26 protein-coding genes and 1 pseudogene are annotated in these 22,640 nt (G+C 70.3%); 16 read left to right on the top strand and 11 right to left on the bottom strand.

Translation table 11 applies throughout. The features are described 5' to 3' along the window. Positions 1-57 precede the first annotated feature (57 nt). From ACSQ2G_RS15405 to ACSQ2G_RS15390, 4 genes are all read left to right on the top strand, one after another. Positions 58-1,518: a hypothetical protein gene (locus tag ACSQ2G_RS15405; RefSeq protein ID WP_436032300.1), complete on the top strand. Its 1,461-nt coding sequence runs from the start codon at positions 58-60 to the stop codon at positions 1,516-1,518. 71 nt (positions 1,519-1,589) lie between these two features. Further along, on the top strand, positions 1,590-2,837 hold the full coding sequence (locus tag ACSQ2G_RS15400; RefSeq protein ID WP_436032298.1) for a hypothetical protein: 1,248 nt from the start codon (positions 1,590-1,592) through the stop codon (positions 2,835-2,837). Positions 2,838-2,936: 99 nt separating this feature from the next. Next, positions 2,937-4,619, top strand: a complete 1,683-nt coding sequence (locus ACSQ2G_RS15395; RefSeq protein WP_436032296.1) for a DUF5597 domain-containing protein — start codon at positions 2,937-2,939, stop codon at positions 4,617-4,619. Between the two features lie 133 nt (positions 4,620-4,752). Further along, on the top strand, positions 4,753-5,628 hold the full coding sequence (locus ACSQ2G_RS15390) for an AraC family transcriptional regulator (protein WP_436032294.1): 876 nt from the start codon (positions 4,753-4,755) through the stop codon (positions 5,626-5,628). 272 nt (positions 5,629-5,900) lie between these two features. On the opposite strand, the gene ACSQ2G_RS15385 is transcribed toward ACSQ2G_RS15390, so the two are convergent. The 4 genes from ACSQ2G_RS15385 to ACSQ2G_RS15370 all read right to left on the bottom strand — a co-directional run bounded on the left by ACSQ2G_RS15385 (position 5,901) and on the right by ACSQ2G_RS15370 (position 8,186). Beyond that, positions 5,901-6,566 carry a peptidylprolyl isomerase gene (locus ACSQ2G_RS15385; protein WP_436032292.1) on the bottom strand — a complete coding sequence of 222 codons (666 nt, stop codon included), beginning with the start codon at positions 6,564-6,566 and terminating at the stop codon, positions 5,901-5,903. Positions 6,567-6,735: 169 nt separating this feature from the next. Then, complete coding sequence (locus ACSQ2G_RS15380) at positions 6,736-7,197, bottom strand: DUF4345 family protein (RefSeq protein WP_436032888.1); 462 nt, start codon at positions 7,195-7,197, stop codon at positions 6,736-6,738. 141 nt (positions 7,198-7,338) lie between these two features. Then, a complete protein-coding gene (locus ACSQ2G_RS15375) occupies positions 7,339-7,764 on the bottom strand; it encodes a VOC family protein (protein ID WP_436032290.1) in 426 nt (141 codons plus the stop codon). Continuing rightward, positions 7,764-8,186 (bottom strand): protease inhibitor I42 family protein, encoded by a 423-nt coding sequence (locus ACSQ2G_RS15370; protein WP_436032288.1) that lies wholly within the window; start codon positions 8,184-8,186, stop codon positions 7,764-7,766. Before ACSQ2G_RS15370 ends, ACSQ2G_RS15375 begins: the two co-directional genes overlap by 1 nt. 217 nt (positions 8,187-8,403) lie before the next feature. Here ACSQ2G_RS15370 and groES point away from each other — a divergent pair, with 217 nt between their 5' ends. Both groES and groL read left to right on the top strand, forming a co-directional pair. Continuing rightward, positions 8,404-8,694 (top strand): co-chaperone GroES, encoded by a 291-nt coding sequence (gene groES, locus ACSQ2G_RS15365; protein WP_028037871.1) that lies wholly within the window; start codon positions 8,404-8,406, stop codon positions 8,692-8,694. A gap of 55 nt (positions 8,695-8,749) precedes the next feature. Further along, positions 8,750-10,396 (top strand): chaperonin GroEL, encoded by a 1,647-nt coding sequence (gene groL, locus ACSQ2G_RS15360; RefSeq protein WP_310081020.1) that lies wholly within the window; start codon positions 8,750-8,752, stop codon positions 10,394-10,396. A gap of 71 nt (positions 10,397-10,467) precedes the next feature. On the opposite strand, the gene ACSQ2G_RS15355 is transcribed toward groL, so the two are convergent. After that, positions 10,468-11,412 (bottom strand): LysR family transcriptional regulator, encoded by a 945-nt coding sequence (locus ACSQ2G_RS15355; RefSeq protein ID WP_436032286.1) that lies wholly within the window; start codon positions 11,410-11,412, stop codon positions 10,468-10,470. Between the two features lie 96 nt (positions 11,413-11,508). Between ACSQ2G_RS15355 and ACSQ2G_RS15350 the strand changes: the two genes are divergently transcribed. The 3 genes from ACSQ2G_RS15350 to ACSQ2G_RS15340 all read left to right on the top strand — a co-directional run bounded on the left by ACSQ2G_RS15350 (position 11,509) and on the right by ACSQ2G_RS15340 (position 13,059). Continuing rightward, the gene (locus tag ACSQ2G_RS15350) at positions 11,509-12,384 is read left to right on the top strand and encodes an MBL fold metallo-hydrolase (RefSeq protein WP_436032284.1); all 876 of its coding nucleotides are present in this window, start codon (positions 11,509-11,511) and stop codon (positions 12,382-12,384) included. A gap of 1 nt (position 12,385) precedes the next feature. Then, positions 12,386-12,784 (top strand): nuclear transport factor 2 family protein, encoded by a 399-nt coding sequence (locus ACSQ2G_RS15345; protein ID WP_436032282.1) that lies wholly within the window; start codon positions 12,386-12,388, stop codon positions 12,782-12,784. A 146-nt stretch (positions 12,785-12,930) separates the two neighbouring features. Next, positions 12,931-13,059 (top strand): hypothetical protein, encoded by a 129-nt coding sequence (locus ACSQ2G_RS15340; protein ID WP_243692269.1) that lies wholly within the window; start codon positions 12,931-12,933, stop codon positions 13,057-13,059. Here ACSQ2G_RS15340 and ACSQ2G_RS15335 read toward each other — a convergent pair. Continuing rightward, entirely contained in the window at positions 13,028-13,633 is a 606-nt protein-coding gene (locus tag ACSQ2G_RS15335; RefSeq protein WP_436032280.1) for a hypothetical protein, read from the bottom strand. The genes ACSQ2G_RS15340 and ACSQ2G_RS15335 overlap by 32 nt on opposite strands. Before the next feature lie 122 nt (positions 13,634-13,755). Between ACSQ2G_RS15335 and ACSQ2G_RS15330 the strand changes: the two genes are divergently transcribed. The 3 genes and pseudogenes from ACSQ2G_RS15330 to ACSQ2G_RS15320 all read left to right on the top strand — a co-directional run. Beyond that, complete coding sequence (locus tag ACSQ2G_RS15330) at positions 13,756-14,070, top strand: hypothetical protein (protein ID WP_310081015.1); 315 nt, start codon at positions 13,756-13,758, stop codon at positions 14,068-14,070. A gap of 218 nt (positions 14,071-14,288) precedes the next feature. Next, positions 14,289-15,455, top strand: a complete 1,167-nt coding sequence (locus ACSQ2G_RS15325; RefSeq protein ID WP_436032278.1) for a DUF3089 domain-containing protein — start codon at positions 14,289-14,291, stop codon at positions 15,453-15,455. Between the two features lie 4 nt (positions 15,456-15,459). Further along, a pseudogene (locus tag ACSQ2G_RS15320) lies at positions 15,460-15,572 on the top strand (hypothetical protein); the annotation flags it as partial. A gap of 5 nt (positions 15,573-15,577) precedes the next feature. Here the strand turns inward: ACSQ2G_RS15320 and ACSQ2G_RS15315 are convergent. Then, entirely contained in the window at positions 15,578-15,754 is a 177-nt protein-coding gene (locus tag ACSQ2G_RS15315) for a DUF1328 domain-containing protein (RefSeq protein ID WP_436032276.1), read from the bottom strand. 133 nt (positions 15,755-15,887) lie between these two features. On the opposite strand from ACSQ2G_RS15315, the gene cobT reads away from it, so the two are divergent. Together cobT and ACSQ2G_RS15305 are read left to right on the top strand one after the other, a co-directional pair. Beyond that, a complete protein-coding gene (cobT, locus tag ACSQ2G_RS15310) occupies positions 15,888-17,828 on the top strand; it encodes a cobaltochelatase subunit CobT (RefSeq protein WP_436032274.1) in 1,941 nt (646 codons plus the stop codon). Further along, on the top strand, positions 17,825-18,889 hold the full coding sequence (locus ACSQ2G_RS15305) for an esterase-like activity of phytase family protein (protein WP_436032273.1): 1,065 nt from the start codon (positions 17,825-17,827) through the stop codon (positions 18,887-18,889). The genes cobT and ACSQ2G_RS15305 overlap by 4 nt, the downstream gene beginning before the upstream one ends. Before the next feature lie 155 nt (positions 18,890-19,044). Here ACSQ2G_RS15305 and ACSQ2G_RS15300 read toward each other — a convergent pair whose 3' ends face one another. Beyond that, a complete protein-coding gene (locus ACSQ2G_RS15300; protein ID WP_436032271.1) occupies positions 19,045-19,914 on the bottom strand; it encodes an aldo/keto reductase family oxidoreductase in 870 nt (289 codons plus the stop codon). Positions 19,915-20,238: 324 nt separating this feature from the next. Between ACSQ2G_RS15300 and ACSQ2G_RS15295 the strand changes: the two genes are divergently transcribed. Next, positions 20,239-20,538 (top strand): hypothetical protein, encoded by a 300-nt coding sequence (locus tag ACSQ2G_RS15295; protein WP_310081008.1) that lies wholly within the window; start codon positions 20,239-20,241, stop codon positions 20,536-20,538. Between the two features lie 243 nt (positions 20,539-20,781). Then, positions 20,782-21,072: a hypothetical protein gene (locus tag ACSQ2G_RS15290; RefSeq protein ID WP_310081006.1), complete on the top strand. Its 291-nt coding sequence runs from the start codon at positions 20,782-20,784 to the stop codon at positions 21,070-21,072. A 217-nt stretch (positions 21,073-21,289) separates the two neighbouring features. Here the strand turns inward: ACSQ2G_RS15290 and ACSQ2G_RS15285 are convergent, their stop codons facing one another. The 3 genes from ACSQ2G_RS15285 to ACSQ2G_RS15275 are packed head-to-tail and all read right to left on the bottom strand — an operon-like array spanning position 21,290 to position 22,568. Continuing rightward, positions 21,290-21,706, bottom strand: coding sequence for a hypothetical protein (locus ACSQ2G_RS15285; RefSeq protein ID WP_436032269.1), 417 nt, complete (start codon positions 21,704-21,706; stop codon positions 21,290-21,292). Next, positions 21,703-22,221: an SRPBCC family protein gene (locus tag ACSQ2G_RS15280; RefSeq protein ID WP_436032267.1), complete on the bottom strand. Its 519-nt coding sequence runs from the start codon at positions 22,219-22,221 to the stop codon at positions 21,703-21,705. The genes ACSQ2G_RS15285 and ACSQ2G_RS15280 overlap by 4 nt, the downstream gene beginning before the upstream one ends. Further along, the gene (locus tag ACSQ2G_RS15275; protein WP_028038227.1) at positions 22,218-22,568 is read right to left on the bottom strand and encodes a metalloregulator ArsR/SmtB family transcription factor; all 351 of its coding nucleotides are present in this window, start codon (positions 22,566-22,568) and stop codon (positions 22,218-22,220) included. Before ACSQ2G_RS15275 ends, ACSQ2G_RS15280 begins: the two co-directional genes overlap by 4 nt. Positions 22,569-22,640 lie beyond the last annotated feature (72 nt).

Genomic DNA, 22,640 nt, shown 5'->3' with positions numbered 1-22,640 from the left:
CGCGGGCGGGAAGGCTAGGGGGCCTGCTGACAGCGGATGTCAGCAGAATGGCGGCAGGTGGCGGCATTGCCTTTCACGCTCAAGGTTGCGATCCTGGCCGGGACAACCACGGGGGTGGCGATGGCGGACATCAAGCACGGGGGCCTGGGCCTCCTCCTGGCGATCGGCCTGATCGGAGCAGGGGCGGGCGCGGCCTCGGCCCAGACCTCGGACATGCGGCTGATCCGCGAGCCGGCCTATGGCGAGCTGCGCGACGTGCTGGGCGCGGTCCTGCCGGTCGCCACGCCCAGCGCCCGCTGCGCCCGGTCCGCCCAACTGCCGGACGGCGCCTGCCTGGAGGCGGTGCTGGCGGGTATGAAGGCGCGGGGCGCGACCGCCGGCCGGGTCCTGACCGCCCCGGCCGCCGGCGGCGGGGCCGGGACGGTGATCTCCGGCCCGATCGGCGAGGCCTACCGCCTGTACGACGTGACGCTGGCCGGCGGCGGGCCGCGGGTCGTTCCGGTGACCCTGCCCAGCTCCTCCGTGCGGGTCCCGCGCGACTGCTACGCGATCGGCCGGGGCGTCGACTACCGGCTCGACATCCGCGACGGCCAGCTGGTCGCCCGCGAGGTCCAGGCCGTCAGCTGCGGCGGGCCGGTCCCGCCGATCGGCTATGGCGGCCCGCGCCGGCCGCCAATCGGGCAGAACGAGCCTGGCGAGCGCTGGCCGGCCACCGCCACGGTCGAGGTGCTGGGCGCGCCCCGGCAGCTGGCCGCCCCGCGTCCGGACTGCCCGCCCGACGCGATCTTGCGCGACGGCGTCTGCTTCGCGGCCGGGATCGCCGAACTGGCCTTCCGGCCCGAGCTGAAGGAGCTGGACGTGATCGGCGCCAAGCGGCCGGTCGCGCCGGGCGTGGTGCTGGCGGCGAGGGAGACCGAGCAATATGTGCTCAAGCGCAAGGGCAAGGGGGGCTTCAAGGCCGACAAGCGCTGGTTCGACAAGTCCAGCCTCGCCGCCCCGGCCGGCTGCGGCCTGGCCAGCCCGGTCGACTTCGAGGTCGAGGCCGGCGATCGGGTGCACGAGCGGGCCCTGGCCGGCTGCGGCGCGCCGCCCGCCCCGCCGCCCGTCGCCACCTACGAGGCCTATGGCGCGGTCCTGCCGGTGGTCATGGGCAACCGCCCGGGCTGCGCCGAGCGCGGCGAGCAGCTGCTGGGCGACGCCTGCTTCACCGAGGTGATCGGCTGGATGCGGGCCCGCAAGATCCCCAAGGCCGAGGCCCTGGTGCTGGACGGGTTCTACCGCCCCGGCGAGCGGGTCCATGGCGGCGGCCCGATCCGGTTTTCCTACGCCTCGGTCTGGGTCAATCCGGACGGGACCTACAAGGCCGACCGCAAGCACGGCTATTCGGCCCAGATCCGCTCCGGCGGCTGCGCCGAGGTCAGCGACGCGGGCGGCGAGGCCAGCGGCGTGACGCTGATCCGCGCCGACGGCGGGGTGATGGCCCAAGCCTATCAGTGGGTGACCTGCCCGGTGCGGTAGGGGTCCGCAGGACGCTTGTAAGTCTGCAATCTTGAGGCGAAGCTGTCGCTCCAGTCGGGGAGGGCGGTGCGATGGACATGACGCGCAGGGGCGTGGCGACGGGTCTGGCGGCGGCGAGCATGGCTCCCAGCCTGGCCAGGGCGCAGGCTCCGCCGGCCCCGGCGGAGCCGAGCCCCCAGACCCGTCTGTTCCTGGAGTGCCGCTACCTGCCCGTCTGGCGAGCCATCCAGGCCGCGCCGAAGAATCCGGGCCTGCAGCAGATGGCCTCCTTCATCGGCGATGAGGCCACGGCCCTGGCCTCGGCCGGCCTCGGACCCAAGGACGCAGCGCCCCTGCCGGCCGACGCGACGGCCCAGGACGCGCTGGCCGCCATCGTCGAGGCGGCGCGCGACCGCCGCGTCGTCATGCTCAACGAGGCCCATGTCGCCTCGCGCCACCGCGGGTTCCTGGCGCGGGTGCTGCGGGCCCTGCGGCCGCTGGGCTTCGACGTCCTGGCCGCCGAGGACTTCCTCAATAGCCGAGAACCCGGCGCGCCCACCGTGCGGACCTACAAGGCCGGCGCCGCCCTGGATCCGAGCCTGGGCTTCTACCTGCACGACCCGGTCTATGCCGAGGCGGTCCGCGAGGCGGCCGGCCTGGGCTACCGGTTGGCGTCGTACGAGCAGCGGGCGGACCAGCGGGTGAGCGGCGAGGAGAAGCTGGCCGCCATGGTGCGCCGCGATACGGCCGAAGCCGACAACTTCATCGCCGACGTGCTGGCGCCGAACCCCGGGTCGCGGGTGGTGGTCCATTGCGGCTACGCCCACCTGCGCAAGACCCCCGACCATCGAGGCCTGTCGTGGTTCGCCGCTCGGCTGAAGGAAAAGTCGGGGATCGACCCCCTATGTGTCTCCCAGGCCTACACCGGTTCGTTCGGGCCTCATGGCGCCGACCCGCCGCCGACGATCGCGGTGCTGGAGCGTTTCAAGCCCGCCGATTCGATCGTGGTGCGAGGATCGGACGGGTGGTTCGGGGCGGTGTCGGCGGGGGCCGACCTGGCCGTGTTCCATCCGCCCCTGGCCGACGTCGCCGGCCGCCCGGGCTGGCTGGCCGCCGACCGCGAGCGCCGCCGGGTGGAGGTGGCCGCGCCCGGACCGCGAGCGGCGACGGTGCTTCTCCAGGCCGTCCATGCGGTCGATTCCGACCAGGCCGTCCCGGCCGACCAGCTGGTGCTGGCGCCGGAGGCCGCCTCGGCCGTCCTGTTCTTGCGGCCCGGCGCCTATCGCCTGCGGCTGGAAACCGAGACCGGCCTTGTCCTGCTCAGGACGCTGACGGTCTGACGACACTAGAGGTCTGACCTCTTCAGGCCGCCTGTAAGATGTGTTAGCGCTATCATCGGTCACGGCGCGACAGGACGCCGAGCCGAGACGGGGAAGCGTATGGATCAGGGACGTCTCCAGAACCGAGCGCGCCGGCCGCGCTCGAAGGGCGCCGCGGCTCTCGGACTGGCTCTGGCGGCTTGGCTGCTGCTCGCCCAAACCGCCTTCGCCGACATGCCCCGCCTGGAGGCCCAGGGTTCGGCCCGGCGGCTGGTGGTCGACGGCAAGTCGATGCTGGTGCTGGGCGGCGAGCTGGGCAATTCCAGCGCCTCCAGCCCGGCCTACATGGCCAAGTACTGGCCCAAGCTGAAGGCCATGAACCTCAACACCGTGCTGGCGCCGGTCTCGTGGGAGCTGATCGAGCCGAAGGAGGGGGCCTACGACTTCGCCAGCGTCGACGGCCTGCTGAAGGACGCCCGCGCCCAGGACATGCGCCTGGTGCTGCTGTGGTTCGGGGCCTGGAAGAACAGCATGTCGACCTATGTCCCGTCGTGGGTGAAGCGCGACGACGTCCGCTTCCCGCGCGCCAAGGCGGCGAATGGCGTCAGCCGGGAGATCCTGTCGGCCTTCTCGGCCGAGACCCGCGACGCCGACGCCCGGGCCTACGCCGCCCTGCTGGCTCACCTGAAGGCGGTCGACGTCCAGGGCACGGTGCTGATGGTCCAGGTCGAGAACGAGATCGGCATGTTGCCGGTGGCCCGCGAATGGGGCCCTGCAGCCAACGCCGCCTGGGCCGCGCCCGTCCCGCCCGAACTGCTCAGGCGCCTGGCGGCCGGCGGCGAGGCGATCGAGCCCGAGCTGCGCGCCCTGTGGCGGGCCCATGGGGCGAAGACCTCCGGAACCTGGGCGCAGGTGTTCGGCGACGGCGACGCCGGCCAGGAGGTGTTCACCGCCTGGTTCTACGCCCGCTACGCCGAGGCCGTGACCCGGGCCGGCAAGGCCGCCTATCCGCTGCCGATGTACGTCAATGTCGCCCTGAACCGCACGGGCAAGGCGCCGGGCGAGTATCCCAGCGGCGGGCCGCTGCCGCACCTGATCGACGTCTGGAAGACCGGCGCGCCCAGCGTCGACCTGATCTCGCCCGACATCTATTTCCCCAACTTCAGCGACCTGGCCGGCCGCTACAAGCGCCCGGACAACGCGCTGTTCATCCCCGAGGCCAACAATGTCGGCGCGCCCGAGACGCCGGCCAACGCCTTCTACGCGATCGGCGAGCTGGACGCGTTGGGCTTCTCGCCGTTCCAGGTGGAGAACGCCGATCCCAAGGCCGAGGCCGCCATGACCCAGGCCTATGACGTGTTGCGGCAACTGACCCCGGCGATCCTGGCGGCCCAGGGCAAGGGGAGAATGGCGGGCTTCAAGCCGCGCGTGCTGGAGGACGGCACGGTGCAGGACCAGCCGGTCGTCCAGACGCTGGGCGACTACGTGTTCACCGTCGGTTTCCTGGATCCGTGGACGCCCAAGGCCGACCAGAAGACCGCCGCCCACGGCGGGCTGATCATCCAGATCGGTCCGGAAGAGTACCTGATCGCCGGCCGAGGCCTGGTCGTCACCTTCGCGGGCGCCGGGAACGGCCCCGCCCTGGCCGGCATCGACCGCGCGGTCGAGGGCGTGTTCGACGCCCAGGGTCGCTGGGTTCCCGGCCGGACCCTGAACGGCGACCAGACCCACCAGGGCCGCCACATCCGCCTCGCTCCCGACCCGTTCCAGATCCAGCGGGTGAAGCTCTACCGCTACCGGTGAGCCGGCGTCCGCTTCCGACCCCTTGGTGGGCCAATCTCACCAGCGTCGCGCCGTCGCCCGCCAAACCGCAAGATCGGTCGAGCGCACGACGGCCGCGCGCGGCAAGCTAGGATCGTCACAGCGGATGAGAATGATGACGGCGACGCTCGACCACTACCATGCCCGGATGCAGAGGGTGCTGGACCACATCGACCGGCATCTGGACGGCGATCTGGATCTGGAGGCGGTGAGCGGCGTCGCGGCGTTCTCGAAATTCCATTTCCATCGGCAGTTCAAGGCGACCTTCGGAATCTCGCTGCACCACTATGTCCAGCTGGCCCGCATGAAGCGAGCCTCGAAACAGTTGGCCGACGGGCAGGGGGTGAGCGTCACCGAAATCGCCATGGACGCGGGCTTCGAGTCGCCCGACGCCTTCGCCCGCGCCTTTCGGCAGAGGTTCGCGCAGTCGCCGTCGCGTTTCCGGAAATCTCCCGAATGGGAGCCGTGGCTTGCGGCCATTTCGCCGCTCAACGCAGCCAGGAGCAAGATCATGCAAGAGACCTTCACCCCCGACCAGGTCACGATCCGCCAGGTGGGGCCGACCCGCGTGGCGATGTTCGAGCACCGGGGCGACCCGGAGACCTTCGACGTCACCCGCGAGCGGTTCATCGCCTGGCGCAAGGCGGCTGGACTGACGCCCAAGACCAGTTCGACCTTCAACATCTGGTACACCGAGCGGCGGCCCGCCAATCCAGCCGACTATCGGATGGACCTGTGCGTCGGCGTCTCCGCCGACCAGAAAATCGACGGCGAGGGGGTCCGGGAAGGCGAAATCCCCGGCGGGCGCTGCGCGGTGCTGCGGGTGACGGGCGACACCCACAATCTGGAGCCCGCCGCCCTCTATCTCTACCGTGACTGGCTGCCGGCCAGCGGCGAGGACATGCGCGATTTCCCGATCTACTGCCAACGCTTCTTCCTGGACACGCCGGAACAAGGCACGGCGGCGGAGCTGCATTTGCCGTTGAGGTGAGACACCTCGCTCACCCCATCCTGGGCCTTCGAAAAGTCCGCTCGGCGCGGCCGGTGGGGGGCTATCGCATATGGCCAAAAACGTTTGTCATCCCGGACGAGCGCGCAGCGCGAAGATCCGGGACCGGGGCGTGAACGCGGCGCTTGCGGCGGTCCCGGATCGGCGCTCGGCTTCGCCGAGCTTGTCCGGGATGACAGCTTTTTTCAGAGCAAATCTATAGGCGATAGCCCTGTGGCCGGTGGAGGGGGGCGCCAATCCGGTGGGGGCTCGCTTCAGAGCTTCGGCGGGGCCGTCACGTCCGGTCCCGTCGGGGCCGCGACGCGGCGGGCCGAGGTGATCGGCACCGGCGGGTCGAGGATCTGGCCCTTCATCACCGGATTGATCGCCTTGCCGGGCGTCGGCAGGGCCAGGATCTTCTTGGCCACGTCCATCCCCTGGACCACGCGGCCGAAGGCGGCGAAGCCGAGGTTGTCGCCGGTTCCGGCCGGATTGGCGTCCAAATAGGGCGCGTCGCCGATGCAGATGAAGAAGTCCGAGGTGGCCGTGCCCGGCGCGGTGCGGGCGATCGAGACCGTTCCGTCGACATGCTTCAGCCCGGTCTGGCTGGTGGGCTCGTGGGCGACCGGCGGCAGGGCGCCGACGTTCTGCAGCCCGCCCTGGATCAGGCCGTAGTCCACCGCTCCCGGCGCCCGCGAGGCCCGGAAGAAGGTCGCCTTGTCGTAGAGCTTCCTGTCGACATAGCGCAGGAAGTTGGCGGTGGTGATCGGCGCCTGGGCCACGGCCAGCTCGATGACGATCCGACCCTGCGGGGTGTCGAGGGCGACATAGACCGGCGGCTTGGGCGCCGGAGCCGGGGTCGTCTGGGCGGCGGCCGGGAAGGCGGCCAGCAGGCCGGCGCCGACCAGGATCTCGCGGCGGAGGAGGGGGCGTTGGGTCATGGGGGGAAGCCTAACAGGTCCTCCCCCCATGGGGGAGGTGTCGGCGCAGCCGACGGAGGGGGGATTGGCCTGTGGCCAGCAGGATCGTAATCGGCGGTCCCAGAACTCCCCCCACCGATCGCTGCGCGATCGCCTCCCCCACAGGGGGAGGACCTTCGCGGGGCAGGTCTCAGACCAGCATCCCGTGCCCGCGCAGCACCACCAGCCGGCCGGGGTTGAAGAACGGCAGGGACAGGGTGACGGCGATCATCACCTCGAAGACCAGGCTGCCCAGGTTGAAGCGGCCGCGCGCCCGGTCGACCAGGGCCGAGACCGCGCGGCCCAGGGCCGCGCCGGCCCAGGCCATGGCCAGGGCGAAGGCCATGGCCGCCCCGACATGCGACTGGTAGCCCAGGAACAGGGCCGCGGCGGCGTGCGACAGGATCAGCAGGCCGCCCAGGGCCCGGCCCTCGGTCTTGCCCGCGATCCGGGCGCTCGCGGCGGGCGTGGCCTCGTCGCCGTCGCCGGCGTCGTCGTCCAGGGCGGTCAGGCCGAGAACCGCGCCGGGCCGGACCAGGGTCAGGCCGCCCAGCACCCCGCCGATCACGCAGGCGATCATCGCCAGGACGAGGGCAAGGCCGTAGCTCGAAATCGTCACGCCGATCTGGTCTCCAACCGCTTTTCGGGGGCCCTAGAGCAAGCCGCGCGATACAGGAATCGCACGGCTTGCTCTAGATTTTTGTTTTCGCATCGCTTTCGCGGAAAACCGGCATCCACTTTTCCGCGCGATGCTCTAGGCGGGCGCATGGCAGACGGCCTCGACATTGCGGCCGTCCGGGTCGAGCACGAAGGCTCCATAGTAGTTGGGGTGATAATGCGGCCGAACCCCGGGAGGCCCGTTGTCCGCGCCGCCGGCCGCCAGGGCCGCGGCGTGGAAGGCGTCCACTTGGGCCCGCGTCGCGGCGACGAAGGCGATGTGCATGGGGGCCGCGCTGATCGGCGCCTGCGGCGTCTCGGCGCCGGCGATCCAGAAGCTGGGCTTGCCGGCCTGGTGGCTTCGGCCGTCGGCCCGCGGGCCGTAGCCCATATAGGCGACCGTGCCGCTCTCCTCGGCGCTGACATGGTGCACGATCTCGATGTCCAGCGGCGCGAAGACCGCGTCGTAGAACGCCTTGCACGCGGCGACGTCGCGAACGGTCAGGCTGACATGGTCGATCATCAGCGCACCCTGACCTTGAACACCGCCTTGCGGTCGCCGGGCTTGTCCGGCTCCCAGGGGCGCTTGAAGGTGAAGACCAGGTCGGTCCGGCCGCGACCGGCCCCCTGGTAGCTGTAGGCGGTGGTCAGCCGCCCGCCGGGCAGGCCGGGAGAGGCGGCGACGTCCTGGCTGGAGCCGCCGCCCAGCACCAGGGGCGAGGCCTCGCGGTCCAGCCGCCACGCGTAGCCGGTCCCGGCGTTCGACGACAGCCGCACCTCCAGGCGCTGGCCGCGCGCCAGCGCGACCGGGCCGGCGTCGGCCTCGGTGACCACCCGCGGCGCGGGCGGCGCGGCGGTGGCGCAGGCGGCCAGCCCGGCCGAAAGGGTCAGAAGGCCGATCAGGGCCAGGGCCGGGGCCAGGTTCGAGGCGTTCATCGTCTTCATGCCGCCGTCTTCCTCCCTATCTATGTCCGTCGCCGGACCGGCGCCGGTCCCGGGGCGGGTTCGCCCACAGGAAATCGGCGACCGTCGTCCTTGACTCACCCCGCCGCCGGTCCTAACTCCTGCCCGGCGTTGGCACTCGATGGGAGCGACTGCTAACAGCGACGCTCCCCGCTTGCCGACGGACCTTAAATGAAACCGTCCCGACGGAGAACGAGTCATGAAATTTCGCCCTCTCGGCGACCGCGTCCTGGTGAAGCGTGTCGAAGAAGAAACCAAGACCAAGGGCGGGATCATCATCCCCGACACCGCCAAGGAAAAGCCGCAGGAAGGCGAAGTCGTCGCCGTCGGCCCCGGCGCCCGCAACGACAAGGGCGACATCGTCGCCCTGGACGTGAAGGCCGGCGACCGCATCCTGTTCGGCAAGTGGTCCGGCACCGAAGTGAAGGTGGACGGCCAGGATCTGCTGATCATGAAGGAAAGCGACGTCCTGGGCATCGTCGAGGCGTAAGCCCGACCTGTCCTCCGCTTTCGACTCCAAGTTTCTCTTTTAGAAGGGCTCTCAAATGGCCGCTAAAGACGTCTATTTCTCCTCCGACGCGCGCGACAAGATGCTGCGCGGCGTCAACATCCTCGCCAACGCGGTGAAGGTGACCCTGGGCCCCAAGGGCCGCAACGTCGTGATCGAAAAGTCGTTCGGCGCCCCGCGCTCGACCAAGGACGGCGTCTCGGTCGCCAAGGAAATCGAACTGGCTGACAAGTTCGAGAACCTCGGCGCGCAGATGATCCGCGAAGTCGCGTCCAAGACCAACGACAAGGCCGGCGACGGCACCACCACCGCCACCGTGCTGGCCCAGGCCATCGTCCAGGAAGGCCTCAAGTCGGTCGCCGCCGGCATGAACCCGATGGACCTGAAGCGCGGCATCGACAAGGCCGTCCACGTCGTCGTCGACTCCATCAAGGCGTCGTCGAAGAAGGTCACCACCAACAACGAGATCGCCCAGGTCGGCACCATCTCGGCCAACGGTGACAAGGACGTCGGCGAGATGATCGCCAAGGCCATGGACAAGGTCGGCAACGAAGGCGTCATCACCGTCGAGGAAGCCAAGACCGCCGAGACCGAACTCGACGTCGTCGAAGGCATGCAGTTCGACCGCGGCTACCTGTCGCCGTACTTCATCACCAACGCCGACAAGATGGAAGTCCAGCTCGAAGAGCCGCTCATCCTGCTGTTCGAAAAGAAGCTGTCGTCGCTGCAGCCGCTGCTGCCGGTGCTGGAAGCCGTCGTCCAGTCGGGCCGTCCGCTGGTGATCATCGCCGAGGACGTCGAGGGCGAAGCCCTGGCCACCCTGGTGGTCAACAAGCTGCGTGGCGGCCTGCGCGTCGCCGCCGTCAAGGCTCCGGGCTTCGGCGATCGCCGCAAGGCCATGCTGGAAGACATCGCCATCCTGACCGGCGCCCAGGTCGTCAGCGAAGACCTCGGCATCAAGCTCGAGAACGTCTCGCTCGACATGCTGGGCAAGGCCAAGAAGGTCTCGATCACCAAGGACGACACCACCATCGTGGACGGCGTCGGTGAGAAGTCGGCCATCGAGGCCCGCATCTCGCAGATCAAGAAGCAGATCGAGGACACCACCTCGGACTACGACAAGGAAAAGCTGCAAGAGCGTCTGGCCAAGCTGGCCGGCGGCGTGGCGGTCATCCGCGTCGGCGGCTCGACCGAAGTCGAGGTGAAGGAAAAGAAGGACCGCGTCGACGACGCCCTGAACGCGACCCGCGCGGCCGTGGAAGAAGGCATCGTCCCCGGCGGCGGCGTGGCTCTGCTGAAGGCTTCCAAGGCCCTGGCGACCCTGGTCGGCGACAATGACGACCAGACCGCCGGCATCGCCATCGTCCGTCGCGCCCTGCAGGCTCCGATCCGCCAGATCGCCGAGAACGCCGGCGTCGAAGGCTCGATCGTGGTCGGCAAGGTCCTCGAAAGCGACTCGGCCACCTTCGGCTTCAACGCCCAGACCGAGCAGTATGTCGACCTGATCACCGACGGCGTCATCGACCCCGCCAAGGTGGTCCGCACCGCCCTGCAGGACGCCGCCTCGGTGGCCGGCCTGCTGATCACCACCGAAGCCGCCATCGTCGAGGCGCCCAAGAAGGGCGGCGGCGCCGGCGGTCCTCCCGGCGGCGGCATGGGCGGCATGGGCGACATGGACTTCTAAGAAGTCCGGTCAGCTCAAGCTGAACGAAATGAGGAGGGCGGGGCCGAAAGGTCCCGCCCTTTTTCTTTTGGCTATTGCGCTTGCGTCCGACGCCGCTCCCACGCGGCCAGGATGTCGAGAAAGGCCGTGACCCGGGCGCGCCGAAAGCGGGTGGCGGGCGTGACGGCGTAGATCCCGCCGCTCTCGAGGCTCCAGGCGGGCAGCACGCGCGCCAGGCGGCCGCTGGCCAGGTCGGCTTGCACCGCATAGTCCGGCAGGACCGAGAGGCCCACGCCGGCCCGCACCGCCTCCAGAACCCCCAGGGTGGCGTCGATCGCCAGCGCCGCCGACACCCGCACCGACCGCTGCTGGCCTTCGCCGTTGGAAAAGGTCCAGCCCAGCGGGTCGCGCAGGACGCTGTTGGCGACGAAGGGCAGGCCGGCGACCTGGCCGGGCTCGGCGTCGTCGCCGAGGCGGGCCGCCAGGGCCGGGCTGGCGACCAGGATCTGCTGGAAGGATCCGATCCGCCGCGCCCGCAAGGCGCTGTCGGTCAGCCAGCCGACCCGGATCGCCAGCTCCATGTCCTTTTCGACCGGATCCAGGGTCCGGTCGCTGATCACCAGGTCGGCGGTGCAGGCGGGAAACCGCCGGTGGAACTCGGCGATCGCCGGGACGACGACGGCGACGCCATAGTCGAACGGCGCGGTCAGCCGCAGCATGCCGGTCGGCGCGCGGTCGTCGGCCTCGAGACCGTCGAAGGCCTCCTGGGCCTCGGACAGCACGCGGGCGCAACGTTCGTAGAAGGCGCGGCCCTCCTCGGTCGGCCGCACGCTGCGGGTGGTGCGGACCAGCAGGGTGGTCTCGAACGCGCGCTCGAGCTTGGCGACCTGCTGGCTGACCACCGCCTTGGTGATGCCCAGCCGATCGGCCGCCGCCGTGAACGAGCCGGTTTCGACCACCTCGGCGAAATAGGCCATGCGCTTGAGATTGTTGAGGCCGCGATCGGCGCCGTCCCGGTGATTGTATGTCTGTGACATACGATCAGTGTATTTTCCCGACCTTCGCAGCGCAATCGGCCGGGCGCATCCTGCGGGCGGATCAGGAGCCCCCTCATGCCCACCCGGAGACTGATGATGACGATGATCGCAGGCGGCGCCGCCGCAACCCTCGCCGGCCAAGGCGACGCCCTGGCCGCCGGCGTCACGCTCGACTGGAAGGCCTTCCCCGCCGGGGAGACCGGCTTCTTCCGCGCGCCGGTCCTGGTCTGGGGCCCCAAGGAGGCCGTGCTGATCGACGGCGGCTTCACCCTGCCCGACGGCCGGGCGCTGGCCGACGCCGTCAAGGCCACGGGCCGCCAGCTGACGACCGTCTATGTCAGCCAGAGCGACCCGGACTACTATTTCAGCCTGGGACCGATCAAGGCCGCCTTCCCGGACGCCAAGGTGCTGGCCGCCTCGGACACCATCGCGGCGATCCAGGCCAGCGTCGAGAAGAAGCTGGCCACCTGGGGTCCGCAGCTGGGCGACAACGGCCCCAAGACCCTGGCCGACATCGTCATGCCGACCGCCTTCGACGGCGATCACCTGACGGTCGACGGCCAGGTCATTCAGATCGTCCCGGTCCAGGGCCTGGCCAATCGCCGCTACCTCTGGGCGCCGTCGCTTTCGGCGATCTTCGGCGGCGTGCTGGTGTTTTCCGGCGTCCATGTCTGGACCGCCGACACGGCGGGCGCCGAGGCCCGCGCGGCCTGGGTCCGGCAGCTGGACGCCATGCTGGCCCGCAAGCCGGCCGTGGTCGTGCCCGGCCACATGACGCTCGCGGCGCCGACCGGCCCGGCGGCGCTGACCTACACCCGCGACTATCTGCTGGCCTTCGAGCAGGAACTGGCCAAGGCCAAGGACTCCGCCGCCCTGATCGCGGCGATGACCGCCCGCTATCCGGACGCCGGCATGGGCGTGGCCCTGCAGATCGGCGCCAAGGTCGCCACCGGCGAAATGAAGTGGGGCTGAGATGACCTCCAACAAGGACGTCATACGCGGCACCTACGAGGCCTCGCCGGCCCAGAAGGGCGAGCGACTGCGGGCGGTGCTCGCGCCCGACGCGTCCTGGACCGAAGCGGCCGGCTTTCCCTATGCCGGGACCTATGTCGGCTTCGACGCCATAGCCGCCAACGTCTTCCAGCGCCTGGCTGCCGAATGGATCGACTACCGCGCCGAGCCGCACACCTATCTCGAGGACGGCGAGCACGTCGCCGCCTTCGGGGTCTATTCGGGCACCTACCGCGCCACCGGCAAGGCCATGACCGCGACCTTCGCCCACCTTTATACGTTCAAGGACGGCCAGATCGTCCGCATGGAGCAGGTGGTGGACAGCGCCATGGCGCTGCGGGCGATGGACCCCCGCGCCTGAGCCTCGGTCCTGGCGAGGCGAGCCTGCTCACCGGTTCCCGCCCCGCTTGTGGATAACCGATCACGGTCGCGTTAACCCGTGCAGCGAAAGCGCGGCGAAGCTCGTTTCTGACTCCGCGGACGCAGGAGGCGTCCAGGAGGCTGGTCATGGCGAGACACGAGATCCACCATTTCCGTAACCGGCGTACCCCCAAGGCCGTCTACATCGTTCTGGGTCTGGCCCTGTGGCTGACCCTGGGCCTGGTCAGCCAGGCGGCGTTCCAGGTGCTGGGCTAGGACTTCCAGGGCGGGCCCGCGGCGGATCGACGGGCAAGCCGGGCGAGGGCCGGCCGGGGCGTCGGCCGCCCGGGCCGGTCATCGGCCCGCCGCCGCTCCAGGCGTCCCAGCAGGCGAACTTCTCTTCCTCGGTCATGTGCTCGCTGGATTGGCCCAGACACGCGCGCTTGTAGCGGCGGTCCTCGGCGGCCTCCCACATCTTGCGGGCTCGGCGGGCGGTGGCCGGGTCCAGATACTCGCCCCCGCCTACCCGCCACCTGGGCTCCACGGTCCGCGACAGGTCCGGTCCGGCCGGAGTCGCCGGCAGCACCAGGGGCGAGACGCCGGGCGGCGGCGTTTGCAGTCGTGGACGGGCGGGGGAGGGCGCCCCCGCGCGCGGGGTCGGCGTGGTCCGCCGCTCTGGCTTGGGCTCGGGTCGGGCCTGGCGCGGCTCCAGGGCGATCACCACCGTCGGCGGTTCGACCATCGCCGGCGGCCGGCGCTCCAGGGTCAGCAGGGCCAGCAGGCCGACGTTGATCGCCAGGCCCGCCCCGCCGGCCGCCAGCCGCGCTCGCCATCGCCCCCGCACGACCATGGATCCGTCTCCGCCCGCCCCACGCCCGAAGGTTGCGTCGGTGCGCCGGGCCGATTTGCGGCGACGCTATGGTCAATTGCGGCGACGCTTGAGCCGTCGCGGGAAATCGCTACACCCGTCCCATGTTCCGCCAGCGCCCCGACGCCGATCTGATCGTTCAAGGCTGGGTCGTCGGCGTGATGGTCGAGGTGGCCGGCGAGCGGCTGCCCGTCCGCCACTACTTCGCCGTCGGCAAGCCCGACCGCGCCCAGGCCGAATGGGCGGCGGTCGACCTGGCCATGCAGGCCGGCCCCGTCGCCTCCAGCCCGTCCGGCGGCCGCGAGCCCGTCGAGGCCCTGCGCGAGGTCGTCGCCTTCAAGATGCGCGAACTGGGCCTGAGACCCGGCGAGGCCCGGGCCCTGGGCGACAAGTTCCCGCGCCGGTGGCTGCCGGCTTAGCCGCGGGACGCCCCCTCCGTCGACTTCGCCGCCACCTCCCCCGTTTCACGGGGGAGGAGAGGACCGCCGCTCCTCACCCGCATCGCGGGGGAGGTGGCGCGCTGCGGATACGCAGCGTGACGGAGGGGGCGTCCAGCGCAGCCGCCTGCACCCGCGAGCCCTTCCCTTCCAACGCGTCCCAAGCCATCCTCCGCCCGAACACGCGTTGGAGGGGTGGAATGTCACGCAAGCTGTGGGTCGCGCTGGGCCTGGTCTCCATGCTGGGCCTGGGTGCGACCGCCTGCGCCCAGCCGGCGCCGGCCGGTCCGGTGACGCCGAACGACTACGCCCAGGACGAAAACTGGCTGTGCCGGCCCGGCCGGGCCGACGCCTGCGCCGCCGACCAGACCGCCACGGTGGTCCAGGCGGACGGCTCGACCCGGATCGAGCCGTTCAAGGCCGATCCCGAGGCCCCGATCGACTGCTTCTACGTCTATCCCACGGTGTCCAGCGATCCCGGCGGCAACAGCGACATGACGCCGGACCTGCCGGAAAAGGCCGTGGCTGACCAGCAGTTCGCGCGCTTCGGCCAGGTCTGCAGGCTGTACGCCCCCAGCTACCGCCAGGTGACCATCGCCGCCCTGCGCAAGGTGATGATGGGCCAGGCCTCGAACGGCGACGGCGAGCTGGCCTATGCCGATGTGCTGGCCGCCTGGAGGGACTACCTGGCCCGCGACAACCACGGTCGCGGTGTGGTGCTGGTCGGCCATTCGCAGGGCTCGCGCATCCTGCTGCGGCTGATCAAGGAGGAGATCGACGGCAAGCCTGTGCAGAAGCAGCTGGTCTCGGCCCTGATCCTGGGCATGAACACGCCCGTCGATCCCGCCATGGACGCCTATGGCTCACTGCCCTTGTGTCGCAAGGCCGGCCAGACCGGCTGCGTGATCTCCTATGTCTCGTTCCGCGCCGACAGCCCGCCGCCGGCCAGCAGCAAGTTCTTCGGCAAGGTCGCCGAGCCGGGGATGAAGGCCGCCTGCGTCAACCCCGCGGCCCTGGCCGGCGGCTCGGCGCCGCTGCGCAGCTATTTCGCCGACCACACGATCATGGGCACGGCCATGCGCCCGGCCACGGTCTGGACCAAGGACGCGACGGTCTCGACGCCGTTCGTCGAACTGCCGGGCCTGGTCTCGGCCGAGTGCGTCAGCCAGGGCGGCTTCGACTACCTGGCCGTCACGGTCCACCCCGACAAGGCCGACCCCCGCGCCGATAACATCCCCGGCGACCTGCTGGTGCTGGGCCAGCCGCTGAAGGACTGGGGGCTGCACCTGGTGGACGTCAACCTGACCATGGGCGACCTAGTGGCGGTGGTGGGGGAGCAGTCGAAGGCTTATGGGGCGGCGAAGTAGGCCGTTGAGGCGCGGTGCGTCCTTCGAGGCTCGGCTGCGCCGAGCACCTCAGGATGAGGAATTCAGCACCAAGCTCCTCATCCTGAGGCGCCCGCGCAGCGGGCCTCGAAGGACGCAGTGAGCTACTTCGTCACGCTCTTGAACACCGTCACCCCCAGGACGGCGACGACGATGAAGCCGATCAGGAACAGGAAGAACAGGATCTTGGCGATCCCCGCCGCCGCGCCGGCGATACCGGTGAAGCCCAGGGCGCCGGCGACCAGGGCGACGATCGCCAGGATGACGGCCCATTTCAGCATGGTGGTTTCCTCGACGGCTGCGCCCGTCCGCGCGCGGGCTTGCTGAAGGCAACGCGGCCTTGGCGCGCCCCGTTCCCGTCCGCGCCCCTTCGGCGTCTTGTGTTAAGGGCGCTGGCTCGGTAACCCATCCCCCATGGCCTCCAAGCCCGAAAGCCCGACCGAACCGTTCAAGCGCGCCCTGGCCCACGCGGCGCGATCGCTCGCCGAGACCCCCGACCTGGAGGTGGTGTTCTCCGGCGAGGGCCCCAGCCTGGTCGGCAACCGGGCGGTGCTGCCGCATCCGCCGCGCGACCTGAATCCCAAGGAAGCCTCCCGCATCCGCGGCCTGGCCGACCAGATGGCCCTGCGCCTGGCCCACCACGACGCCGTCGCCCACGCCCGGGCCCGTCCCGGCTCGCCCGACGGCCAGGCGGCCTTCGAGGCCATCGAGCAGGCGCGGCTGGAAGCCATCGGTTCGAACGCCCTGGGCGGGGTGCGCGCCAACCTGACCGCCGCCCTCGAGGCCCGCCTGGAAAAGCAGGGCCTGACCCGCAACATCGCCACCGACCGCCAGTCCGCGCCGATGGCCGAGATCCTGTCGCTGATGGTCCGCGAGCGCCTGACCGGCGACGCGCCGCCCGATGGCGCCAAGGCCCTGGTCGACATCCTGCGCGCCGACATCGAGGCCCGGGCCGGCAAGGATCTTGACCGCCTGGCCGCCGCCATCGACGACCAGGCCGCCTTCGCCCGGGTGACCCGCGAGATTCTGCGCGACCTGGACCTGGGCGAGGAGATGTCCGACGCCACCGAACAGTCCGACGAGGACGAGGGCGACGAGGACCAGAACACCGAGGCCTCCGAGGACGATTCCGGCGAAGGCGAGGGCGAGCAGTCCGACGGCGCCCAGCCCGAGCAGGCCGAGACCTCCGACCGCGAGTCCGAGGCCGGCGACGAGGAGATGGTCCAGTCCGAGCAAGACGGCGACCCGGAGGACACCGAGGAAGCCCCGGAGATGGGCGACGGCGCCAAGCCGGCGCGTCCGGACCAGGGCCAGGGCGGCGCGGGCGAGCCGGCCTACAAGGTGTTCACCACGGCCTATGACGAGGTGGTGCCGGCCGAGGACCTGTGCGACGCCGACGAGCTGACCCGCCTGCGCGCCTATCTGGACCAGCAGCTGGCGGCCTTCTCCAGCGTCGTCTCGCGCCTGGCCAACAAGCTGCAGCGCCGCCTGCTGGCCCAGCAGAATCGCGCCTGGACCTTCGACCTGGAGGAGGGGATGCTGGACGTCGCCCGCCTGACCCGGGTGATCATCGACCCCACCGCTCCCCTGTCATTCAAACAGGAAGAGGACGTCGAGTTCCGCGACACCGTCGTGACCCTGCTGATCGACAATTCCGGCTCGATGCGCGGCCGGCCGATCATGGTGGCCGCCGTCTGCGCCGACATCCTGGCCCGCACCCTGGAGCGCTGCGCGGTCAAGGTCGAGGTGCTGGGCTTCACCACCCGGGCCTGGAAGGGCGGCAGCGCCCGCGACGAGTGGATCAAGGCCGGCAAGCCGCCCGCGCCCGGCCGGCTGAACGATCTGCGCCACATCATCTACAAGAGCGCCGACGCGCCCTGGCGCCGGGCCCGCAAGAACCTGGGCCTGATGATGCGCGAGGGCCTGCTGAAGGAAAACATCGACGGCGAGGCCCTGATGTGGGCCCACCAGCGGCTGATCGGCCGGCCCGAAGCCCGCCGCATTCTGATGGTGATCTCCGACGGCGCGCCGGTGGACGACTCCACCCTCAGCGTCAATTCGGGCCACTATCTGGAGCGCCACTTGCGGCAGGTGATCGCCGAGATCGAGACCAGGAGCCCCGTCGAGCTGATCGCCGTCGGCATCGGCCACGACGTGACGCGCTACTACCGCCGGGCGGTGACCATCGTCGACGTCGAGCAGCTGGGCGGCGCCCTGGTCGACCAGTTGGCCGGGCTGTTCGACGAGGAGCCCAAGGCGGTCAAGCGGGCCAGGGGCCTTCTGGCCGCCCCGCCGACCGTGCAGCCCCCAATCTCCAAGGGGCCGCCCAAGCCCTCCCGCAAGGTTCCCGCGTGATCGGACTGCGCGGCTTTCTCGTCCTGGGCCTGGCCTCGGTGGCGCTGGGTCAGTGCGCCAAGGCGCCGCCGCAGCCAGCCGTGCTGCCGGTGGCCCCGGTCAAGGCCGGGCCGGAGATTGGCGTGGTCGCCACGCCCGTGCCGCTGAGCGCGGCCAATCCGCCTCCCGTGTCCGTCGGTCGCTTCGTCTATGCCGGCGGGATCGCGATCAGCAGTCCCGACACCCAGCGCCTGCACGGCCTGTCGGACCTGAAGTTCGGCCCCGACGGCGGCCTGGTGGCGATCGGCGACGAGGGCGACCTGTTCGAGGCCCGGCTGAAGCTGGACGAGGCCGGCCGCCTGGTCGGCCTGACCGACGGCAAGCTGTCGCCGCTGAAGGGCCTGGACGGCCAGCCGCTGCAGGGCAAGGAGAAGGCCGACGCCGAGGGCCTGGCGATCCTGCCCAACGGCGATCGCCTGGTCAGCTTCGAGCGCGACCATCGGATCTGGCTCTATCCGCGCCAGCCGGACGGGACTTACGGCCTGCCGCGGGCCGTCAACAAGCCCAGCACCACCTTCCCCGACAACGAGGGCATGGAGGCCCTGACCGCCTATCCGATCGCCGGCCCCGACGCCTATCTGGTGGGCGGCGAGGAGGGCGAGGTGTGGCTGTGCCGGCTGTCGGCCCCTTGCGTCGGCCAGACGCCGCAGTCGCCGCCCGACTTCACCTGGGGCCTGACCAGCTTCGCGGCCTTCGAGGGCCAGTCGGTCGCCGCCCTGTTCCGGGCCTATGACCCGATCCGCGGCTGGCGCGGCCAGGTGCGGTTCGTGATCGACCCCCGCGCCCCGGCCGCCCGGCAGTACCTGGCCGCCACCCTGACCCTGGACGGGGCGGTCACCCGCGACAATTTCGAGGGGATCGCGCTCAGCAGGAGCCCGTCCGGCGCGACGCGGATCTACATCCTGTCGGACGACAACGACGCCCCGCAGGAGCGAACCCTGCTGATGGCCTTCGACTGGACCGCCCCGCCGCCACCGCCGCCCGCGCCGCCGAAGCCGGCCAAGCCGGTGCGGCGGCGGTAGGGACAGCCCTAAACACCGTCATCCCGGGCCTTGTGCCCGGGACCCCTCTATCCACCGCAAGTGCGGGAGGGTGGCGCGCTGGCGCGCCAGGTTGCTTCACCGTCAGCTGAACCAGGGGTCCCGGGCACAAGGCCCGGGATGACGGTGATGTTGAGTTAAGCCCGCCCGATCCCTTCCAGGTCCGCCATGACCTCGTCCGGCAGGACCAGCGTCGCCGCCGCCAGGTTCTCGCGCAGGTGGGCGACCGACGAGGTGCCGGGGATCAGCAGGATGTTGGGCGCGCGCCGCAGCAGCCAGGCCAGGGCGACCTGCATCGGGGTGGCGTCCAGCCGCGCGGCGACGTCGGACAAGGCGGTCGACTGCAGCGGACTGAAGCCGCCCAGCGGGAAGAACGGCACATAGGCGATCCCGTCCTTCGCCAGGGCGTCGATCAGCGCGTCGTCGTCGCGATGCGCGAGGTTGTACTGGTTCTGCACGCAGACGATCTGCGCGATCCCGCGGCCCTCGGCCACCTGGGTCGCGGTCACGTTGCTGAGGCCGATGTGGCGCACCAGGCCCTGGCGCTGGAGGCCGGCCAGCACCTGGAGCGGCGCGGCGATCGAGCCCTCAGCCGGGCCGTGGACGTCGAACATGATCCGCAGATTGACGACGTCCAGCGCCTCCAGGCCCAGATTGCGCAGGTTGTCGTGCACGGCGCGCTCCAGCTGGTCGGCGCCGTAGGCCGGGTTCCAGGAGGCGTCGTCGCCGCGCACCGCGCCGATCTTGGTGACGATCACCAGGTCGTCGGGATAGGGCGCCAGCGCCTCGTGGATGATCTGGTTGGTGACGTGGGGGCCGTAGAAGTCGCTGGTGTCGATGTGGTTGACCCCGGCCGCCACCGCCTCGCGCAGGACCGCCAGCGCCGCGTCGCGGTCGCGCGGCGGGCCGAAGACGCCGGGTCCAGCCAGCTGCATGGCGCCATAGCCCAGCCGCCTGACCGTCTGGCCACCGAGCGTGTAGGTTCCCGCCTGATCGATCGTGTGCATGGTCGTCTTCCTTGTTCGATGGCTGCAAGCTAGCGACCGCCGCGAGCTTCGATAACCCGATGCAATCGGCACGGGCTGTGCGGATTTTCGTACAATGGGGCGAGCCGACGATGTCGAAGAGGGGTTCGGGCAGACGGGGCGGCGGATGCCCAAGGAACTGGCGCCTCGGGGTAGTTTCTTTTGAAACTCAACATTCTACTTCAATAGACAACGTTGTCATGTTACCGCTACCTTCGATGGATTGAGCGGGCGAGATCCCGACGGCCATCAGAGGAACGCGTCGGGAGGTGGTTGAACCCCAACCCCCTTTCGGAAGTAAACATCATGAAGACTCTGTTTGTTCTGGCCGCTTGCGCCATGGCCCTGACCACCGCTTCGTCGGCTGTCGCCGCCGACCAGCACGTCAAGGTCCGCGGTCGCACCGTCTCCGCCATCCATGCCGACATCGTCGCCGCCGCCTCGTCGATCTGCCGGGAGGACGTGGGCGACCGTCCCAACGATCTCTACGCCTACTGCGTCCGCGAAGTGACCCGCGACGCCGTCGAGAAGGTGGGCAGCCCCAACCTGAAGGCCTACGACCGCCAGGCGTTCCGCGCCGGCGGCCTGCTGAAGGCCAGCTACTAGACTCCGTCTTGGACCCCGGTCCCGCGCGCCTTCGGCGGTGCGGGGCCGGGGTCCACCCCGGTTTCCGCCACGCCCCGTGTCAATGGGGCTTTGTGACCGCGCTGCAATATAACCGTTGATAAGTAACGATGGGCAAGTTATAGCTTGGCCAAGGCGACAGAGCGGGCGAGATCCTGGACCAGCCGCCGCGGGGAAACGCATTTCGGACGGGTTGAAAGTCAACGCTGTCCTGGAATCCGTCCCATGATCCGCTCCATCGTCCTGGCCGCCTCGGCCGTCGCCCTGTTCGCCGCCGCGCCCGCCGGCGCCGCCGAAATCCGCGTCAAGACCGCCGGCAAGGCTCCCGCCGAGCTGCGCGCCGAGATCGTCAAGGCCGCCTCGAACGTCTGCTGGCAGAGCGTGCGCGGCGAAAGCCTGGCCACCTACCTCTATCCCTCGTGCGTGCGCGCCTCGGTCAACGACGCCGTCAGCAAGCTGAACAACCCGGAACTGCTGTCCTACAACGAAGCTAACCCGGCCATCCGCGCCCGCTAGAGCATCGCGCGGAAAAGTGGACGCCGGTTTTCCGCAAAGCGATGCGAAAACAAAAGTCTAGAGCAGACCGTGCGATCTCTATATCGCGCGGTTTGTTCTAGGGTTCTGCGTTCAAGGAAGTTTGTACGGGGCGGCGTATCGGCCCCTTTTCAGTGGCGTCGAAGAGCCCTCCCCGGCGACGGGGAGGGCTTTTTCTTGGGGGTGGACCGCGACGTCGCTAGGCGAGGCGCGCATCCGGCGTGCGCCGCGAGACGGCGAGCCGGGCCCCCAGCCAGACGCAGGGGAGCGCTTCCAGCGGGATGGCCAGCGCGTACCAGGCCGGACCCAGCCGGCCACCGCCCGCGGCGTAGTAGGCGGCCATGCCGGCCAGACCAGCCGCCAGGCCGATCCCGGCCAGGATCCACGCGTGGCGCATGGGCCGGTCGGGGGCCAGACGGGCGGTGACGTAGCCGCCGGCGACGGTGAAGACCGCGCGATAGGCCGCGGCCAGGACGAACAGCGGGCCGGACATCGCCTGGGGCGGGCTGGGGAAGACGCCGGCGGCGCGCATCGCCATGTCCACGAGGGTGGCGGTCAGCGCCGTGACGGCGACCCCCGCCACGATCGCGCCGAGGCTGGCGAGCGGGGCCCTCACGACGCCGCCCCCTTGCCCCGGGTCGCCAGTAGGGCGTCCAGCTTGCGCATCTGGCTCTCGTGGCCGGCGCGGGCCCGTTCGGTCCAGGCGTCGTCGTGCATGGCGTCGAAGGTGATGGTCAGGGTGGTCCGGCCGCCGGCCGCCGCCAGCTCGACCACGGTGGCGACCTCGTAGGGTTCGACCCCCGGCACGAAGTCGGTCAGGGTCTTGTAGGCCAGCCGGTTCGGGGCGGAAACCTCGGTATAGGTGACCTTGCACAGGGTGGAGAGCGGCATGCCCGACCGCTCCATGAACGCCACCATCTCGGGGGCGACGGCGGTCATCAGATAGGTCAGCTCGCCGCCGGGGCGCAGGTCCAGAGCGGTGACGGTCACCTCGAAGCCTTCGGGGCCCCACCACGACTCGATGCCGGCCTTGGTGGTCCACAGGGCCCAGGCCTCGTCGAGCGAGGCGGCGTAGGTGCGCTGGATCGAGAACTGGGCGCGCGCGGCGCGGGTGGCGGTGGTGTCGTTCACTGGGCGTCCTCCTTGTCGGCGGTCTTTTCCGCCGCCCGGTTGCGTTCGAGGGCGGCGCCGAACCGGTCCAGGCGGGCCTCCCAATGGCGGCGGTAGTCGGCCACCCAGGCCTCGAGCTGGTCGAAGGCCTCCTGGCGGAGCGAATAGAGCCGTTTCTGGCCGTCCGGGCGCATGCGCACGACCCCGGCTTCCGTCAGGATGCGGAGGTGGCGGGAGACGCCGGACTGATGGATGTCCATGCGCTCGACGATGTCGCCGACCGCGCATTCGCCCGACTTCATCGCCTCGACGATGCGGAGCCGAGTGGGGTCGCCGAGCGCGTGGAAGATATTTATCTGCGTTTCCATGCATATACATTTATATGCATATATATGGGTGTCAACACCCGTCTCGCCGGCGGCGGGCAAGGCCGGCCGACG

The organism is Caulobacter sp. LjRoot300, assembly GCF_964253875.1.
In the GTDB taxonomy this organism is placed as follows: Bacteria; Pseudomonadota; Alphaproteobacteria; order Caulobacterales; family Caulobacteraceae; genus Caulobacter.
The sequence above is the reverse complement of the archived record's forward strand: the minus strand, read 5'-3'. Positions and strand labels throughout refer to the sequence as shown.

Coding starts and splice junctions, on each gene's coding strand:
- ACSQ2G_RS15400 (WP_436032298.1), top strand. CDS start 1,590: ATGGACATGACGCGCAGGGGCGTGGCGACGGGTCTGGCGGCGGCGAGC.
- ACSQ2G_RS15395 (WP_436032296.1), top strand. CDS start 2,937: ATGGATCAGGGACGTCTCCAGAACCGAGCGCGCCGGCCGCGCTCGAAG.
- ACSQ2G_RS15390 (WP_436032294.1), top strand. CDS start 4,753: ATGACGGCGACGCTCGACCACTACCATGCCCGGATGCAGAGGGTGCTG.
- ACSQ2G_RS15385 (WP_436032292.1), bottom strand. CDS start 6,566: ATGACCCAACGCCCCCTCCTCCGCCGCGAGATCCTGGTCGGCGCCGGC.
- ACSQ2G_RS15375 (WP_436032290.1), bottom strand. CDS start 7,764: ATGATCGACCATGTCAGCCTGACCGTTCGCGACGTCGCCGCGTGCAAG.
- ACSQ2G_RS15370 (WP_436032288.1), bottom strand. CDS start 8,186: ATGAAGACGATGAACGCCTCGAACCTGGCCCCGGCCCTGGCCCTGATC.
- groES (WP_028037871.1), top strand. CDS start 8,404: ATGAAATTTCGCCCTCTCGGCGACCGCGTCCTGGTGAAGCGTGTCGAA.
- groL (WP_310081020.1), top strand. CDS start 8,750: ATGGCCGCTAAAGACGTCTATTTCTCCTCCGACGCGCGCGACAAGATG.
- ACSQ2G_RS15355 (WP_436032286.1), bottom strand. CDS start 11,412: ATGTCACAGACATACAATCACCGGGACGGCGCCGATCGCGGCCTCAAC.
- ACSQ2G_RS15350 (WP_436032284.1), top strand. CDS start 11,509: ATGACGATGATCGCAGGCGGCGCCGCCGCAACCCTCGCCGGCCAAGGC.
- ACSQ2G_RS15345 (WP_436032282.1), top strand. CDS start 12,386: ATGACCTCCAACAAGGACGTCATACGCGGCACCTACGAGGCCTCGCCG.
- ACSQ2G_RS15340 (WP_243692269.1), top strand. CDS start 12,931: ATGGCGAGACACGAGATCCACCATTTCCGTAACCGGCGTACCCCCAAG.
- ACSQ2G_RS15335 (WP_436032280.1), bottom strand. CDS start 13,633: ATGGTCGTGCGGGGGCGATGGCGAGCGCGGCTGGCGGCCGGCGGGGCG.
- ACSQ2G_RS15330 (WP_310081015.1), top strand. CDS start 13,756: ATGTTCCGCCAGCGCCCCGACGCCGATCTGATCGTTCAAGGCTGGGTC.
- ACSQ2G_RS15325 (WP_436032278.1), top strand. CDS start 14,289: ATGTCACGCAAGCTGTGGGTCGCGCTGGGCCTGGTCTCCATGCTGGGC.
- ACSQ2G_RS15315 (WP_436032276.1), bottom strand. CDS start 15,754: ATGCTGAAATGGGCCGTCATCCTGGCGATCGTCGCCCTGGTCGCCGGC.
- cobT (WP_436032274.1), top strand. CDS start 15,888: ATGGCCTCCAAGCCCGAAAGCCCGACCGAACCGTTCAAGCGCGCCCTG.
- ACSQ2G_RS15300 (WP_436032271.1), bottom strand. CDS start 19,914: ATGCACACGATCGATCAGGCGGGAACCTACACGCTCGGTGGCCAGACG.
- ACSQ2G_RS15295 (WP_310081008.1), top strand. CDS start 20,239: ATGAAGACTCTGTTTGTTCTGGCCGCTTGCGCCATGGCCCTGACCACC.
- ACSQ2G_RS15290 (WP_310081006.1), top strand. CDS start 20,782: ATGATCCGCTCCATCGTCCTGGCCGCCTCGGCCGTCGCCCTGTTCGCC.
- ACSQ2G_RS15275 (WP_028038227.1), bottom strand. CDS start 22,568: ATGGAAACGCAGATAAATATCTTCCACGCGCTCGGCGACCCCACTCGG.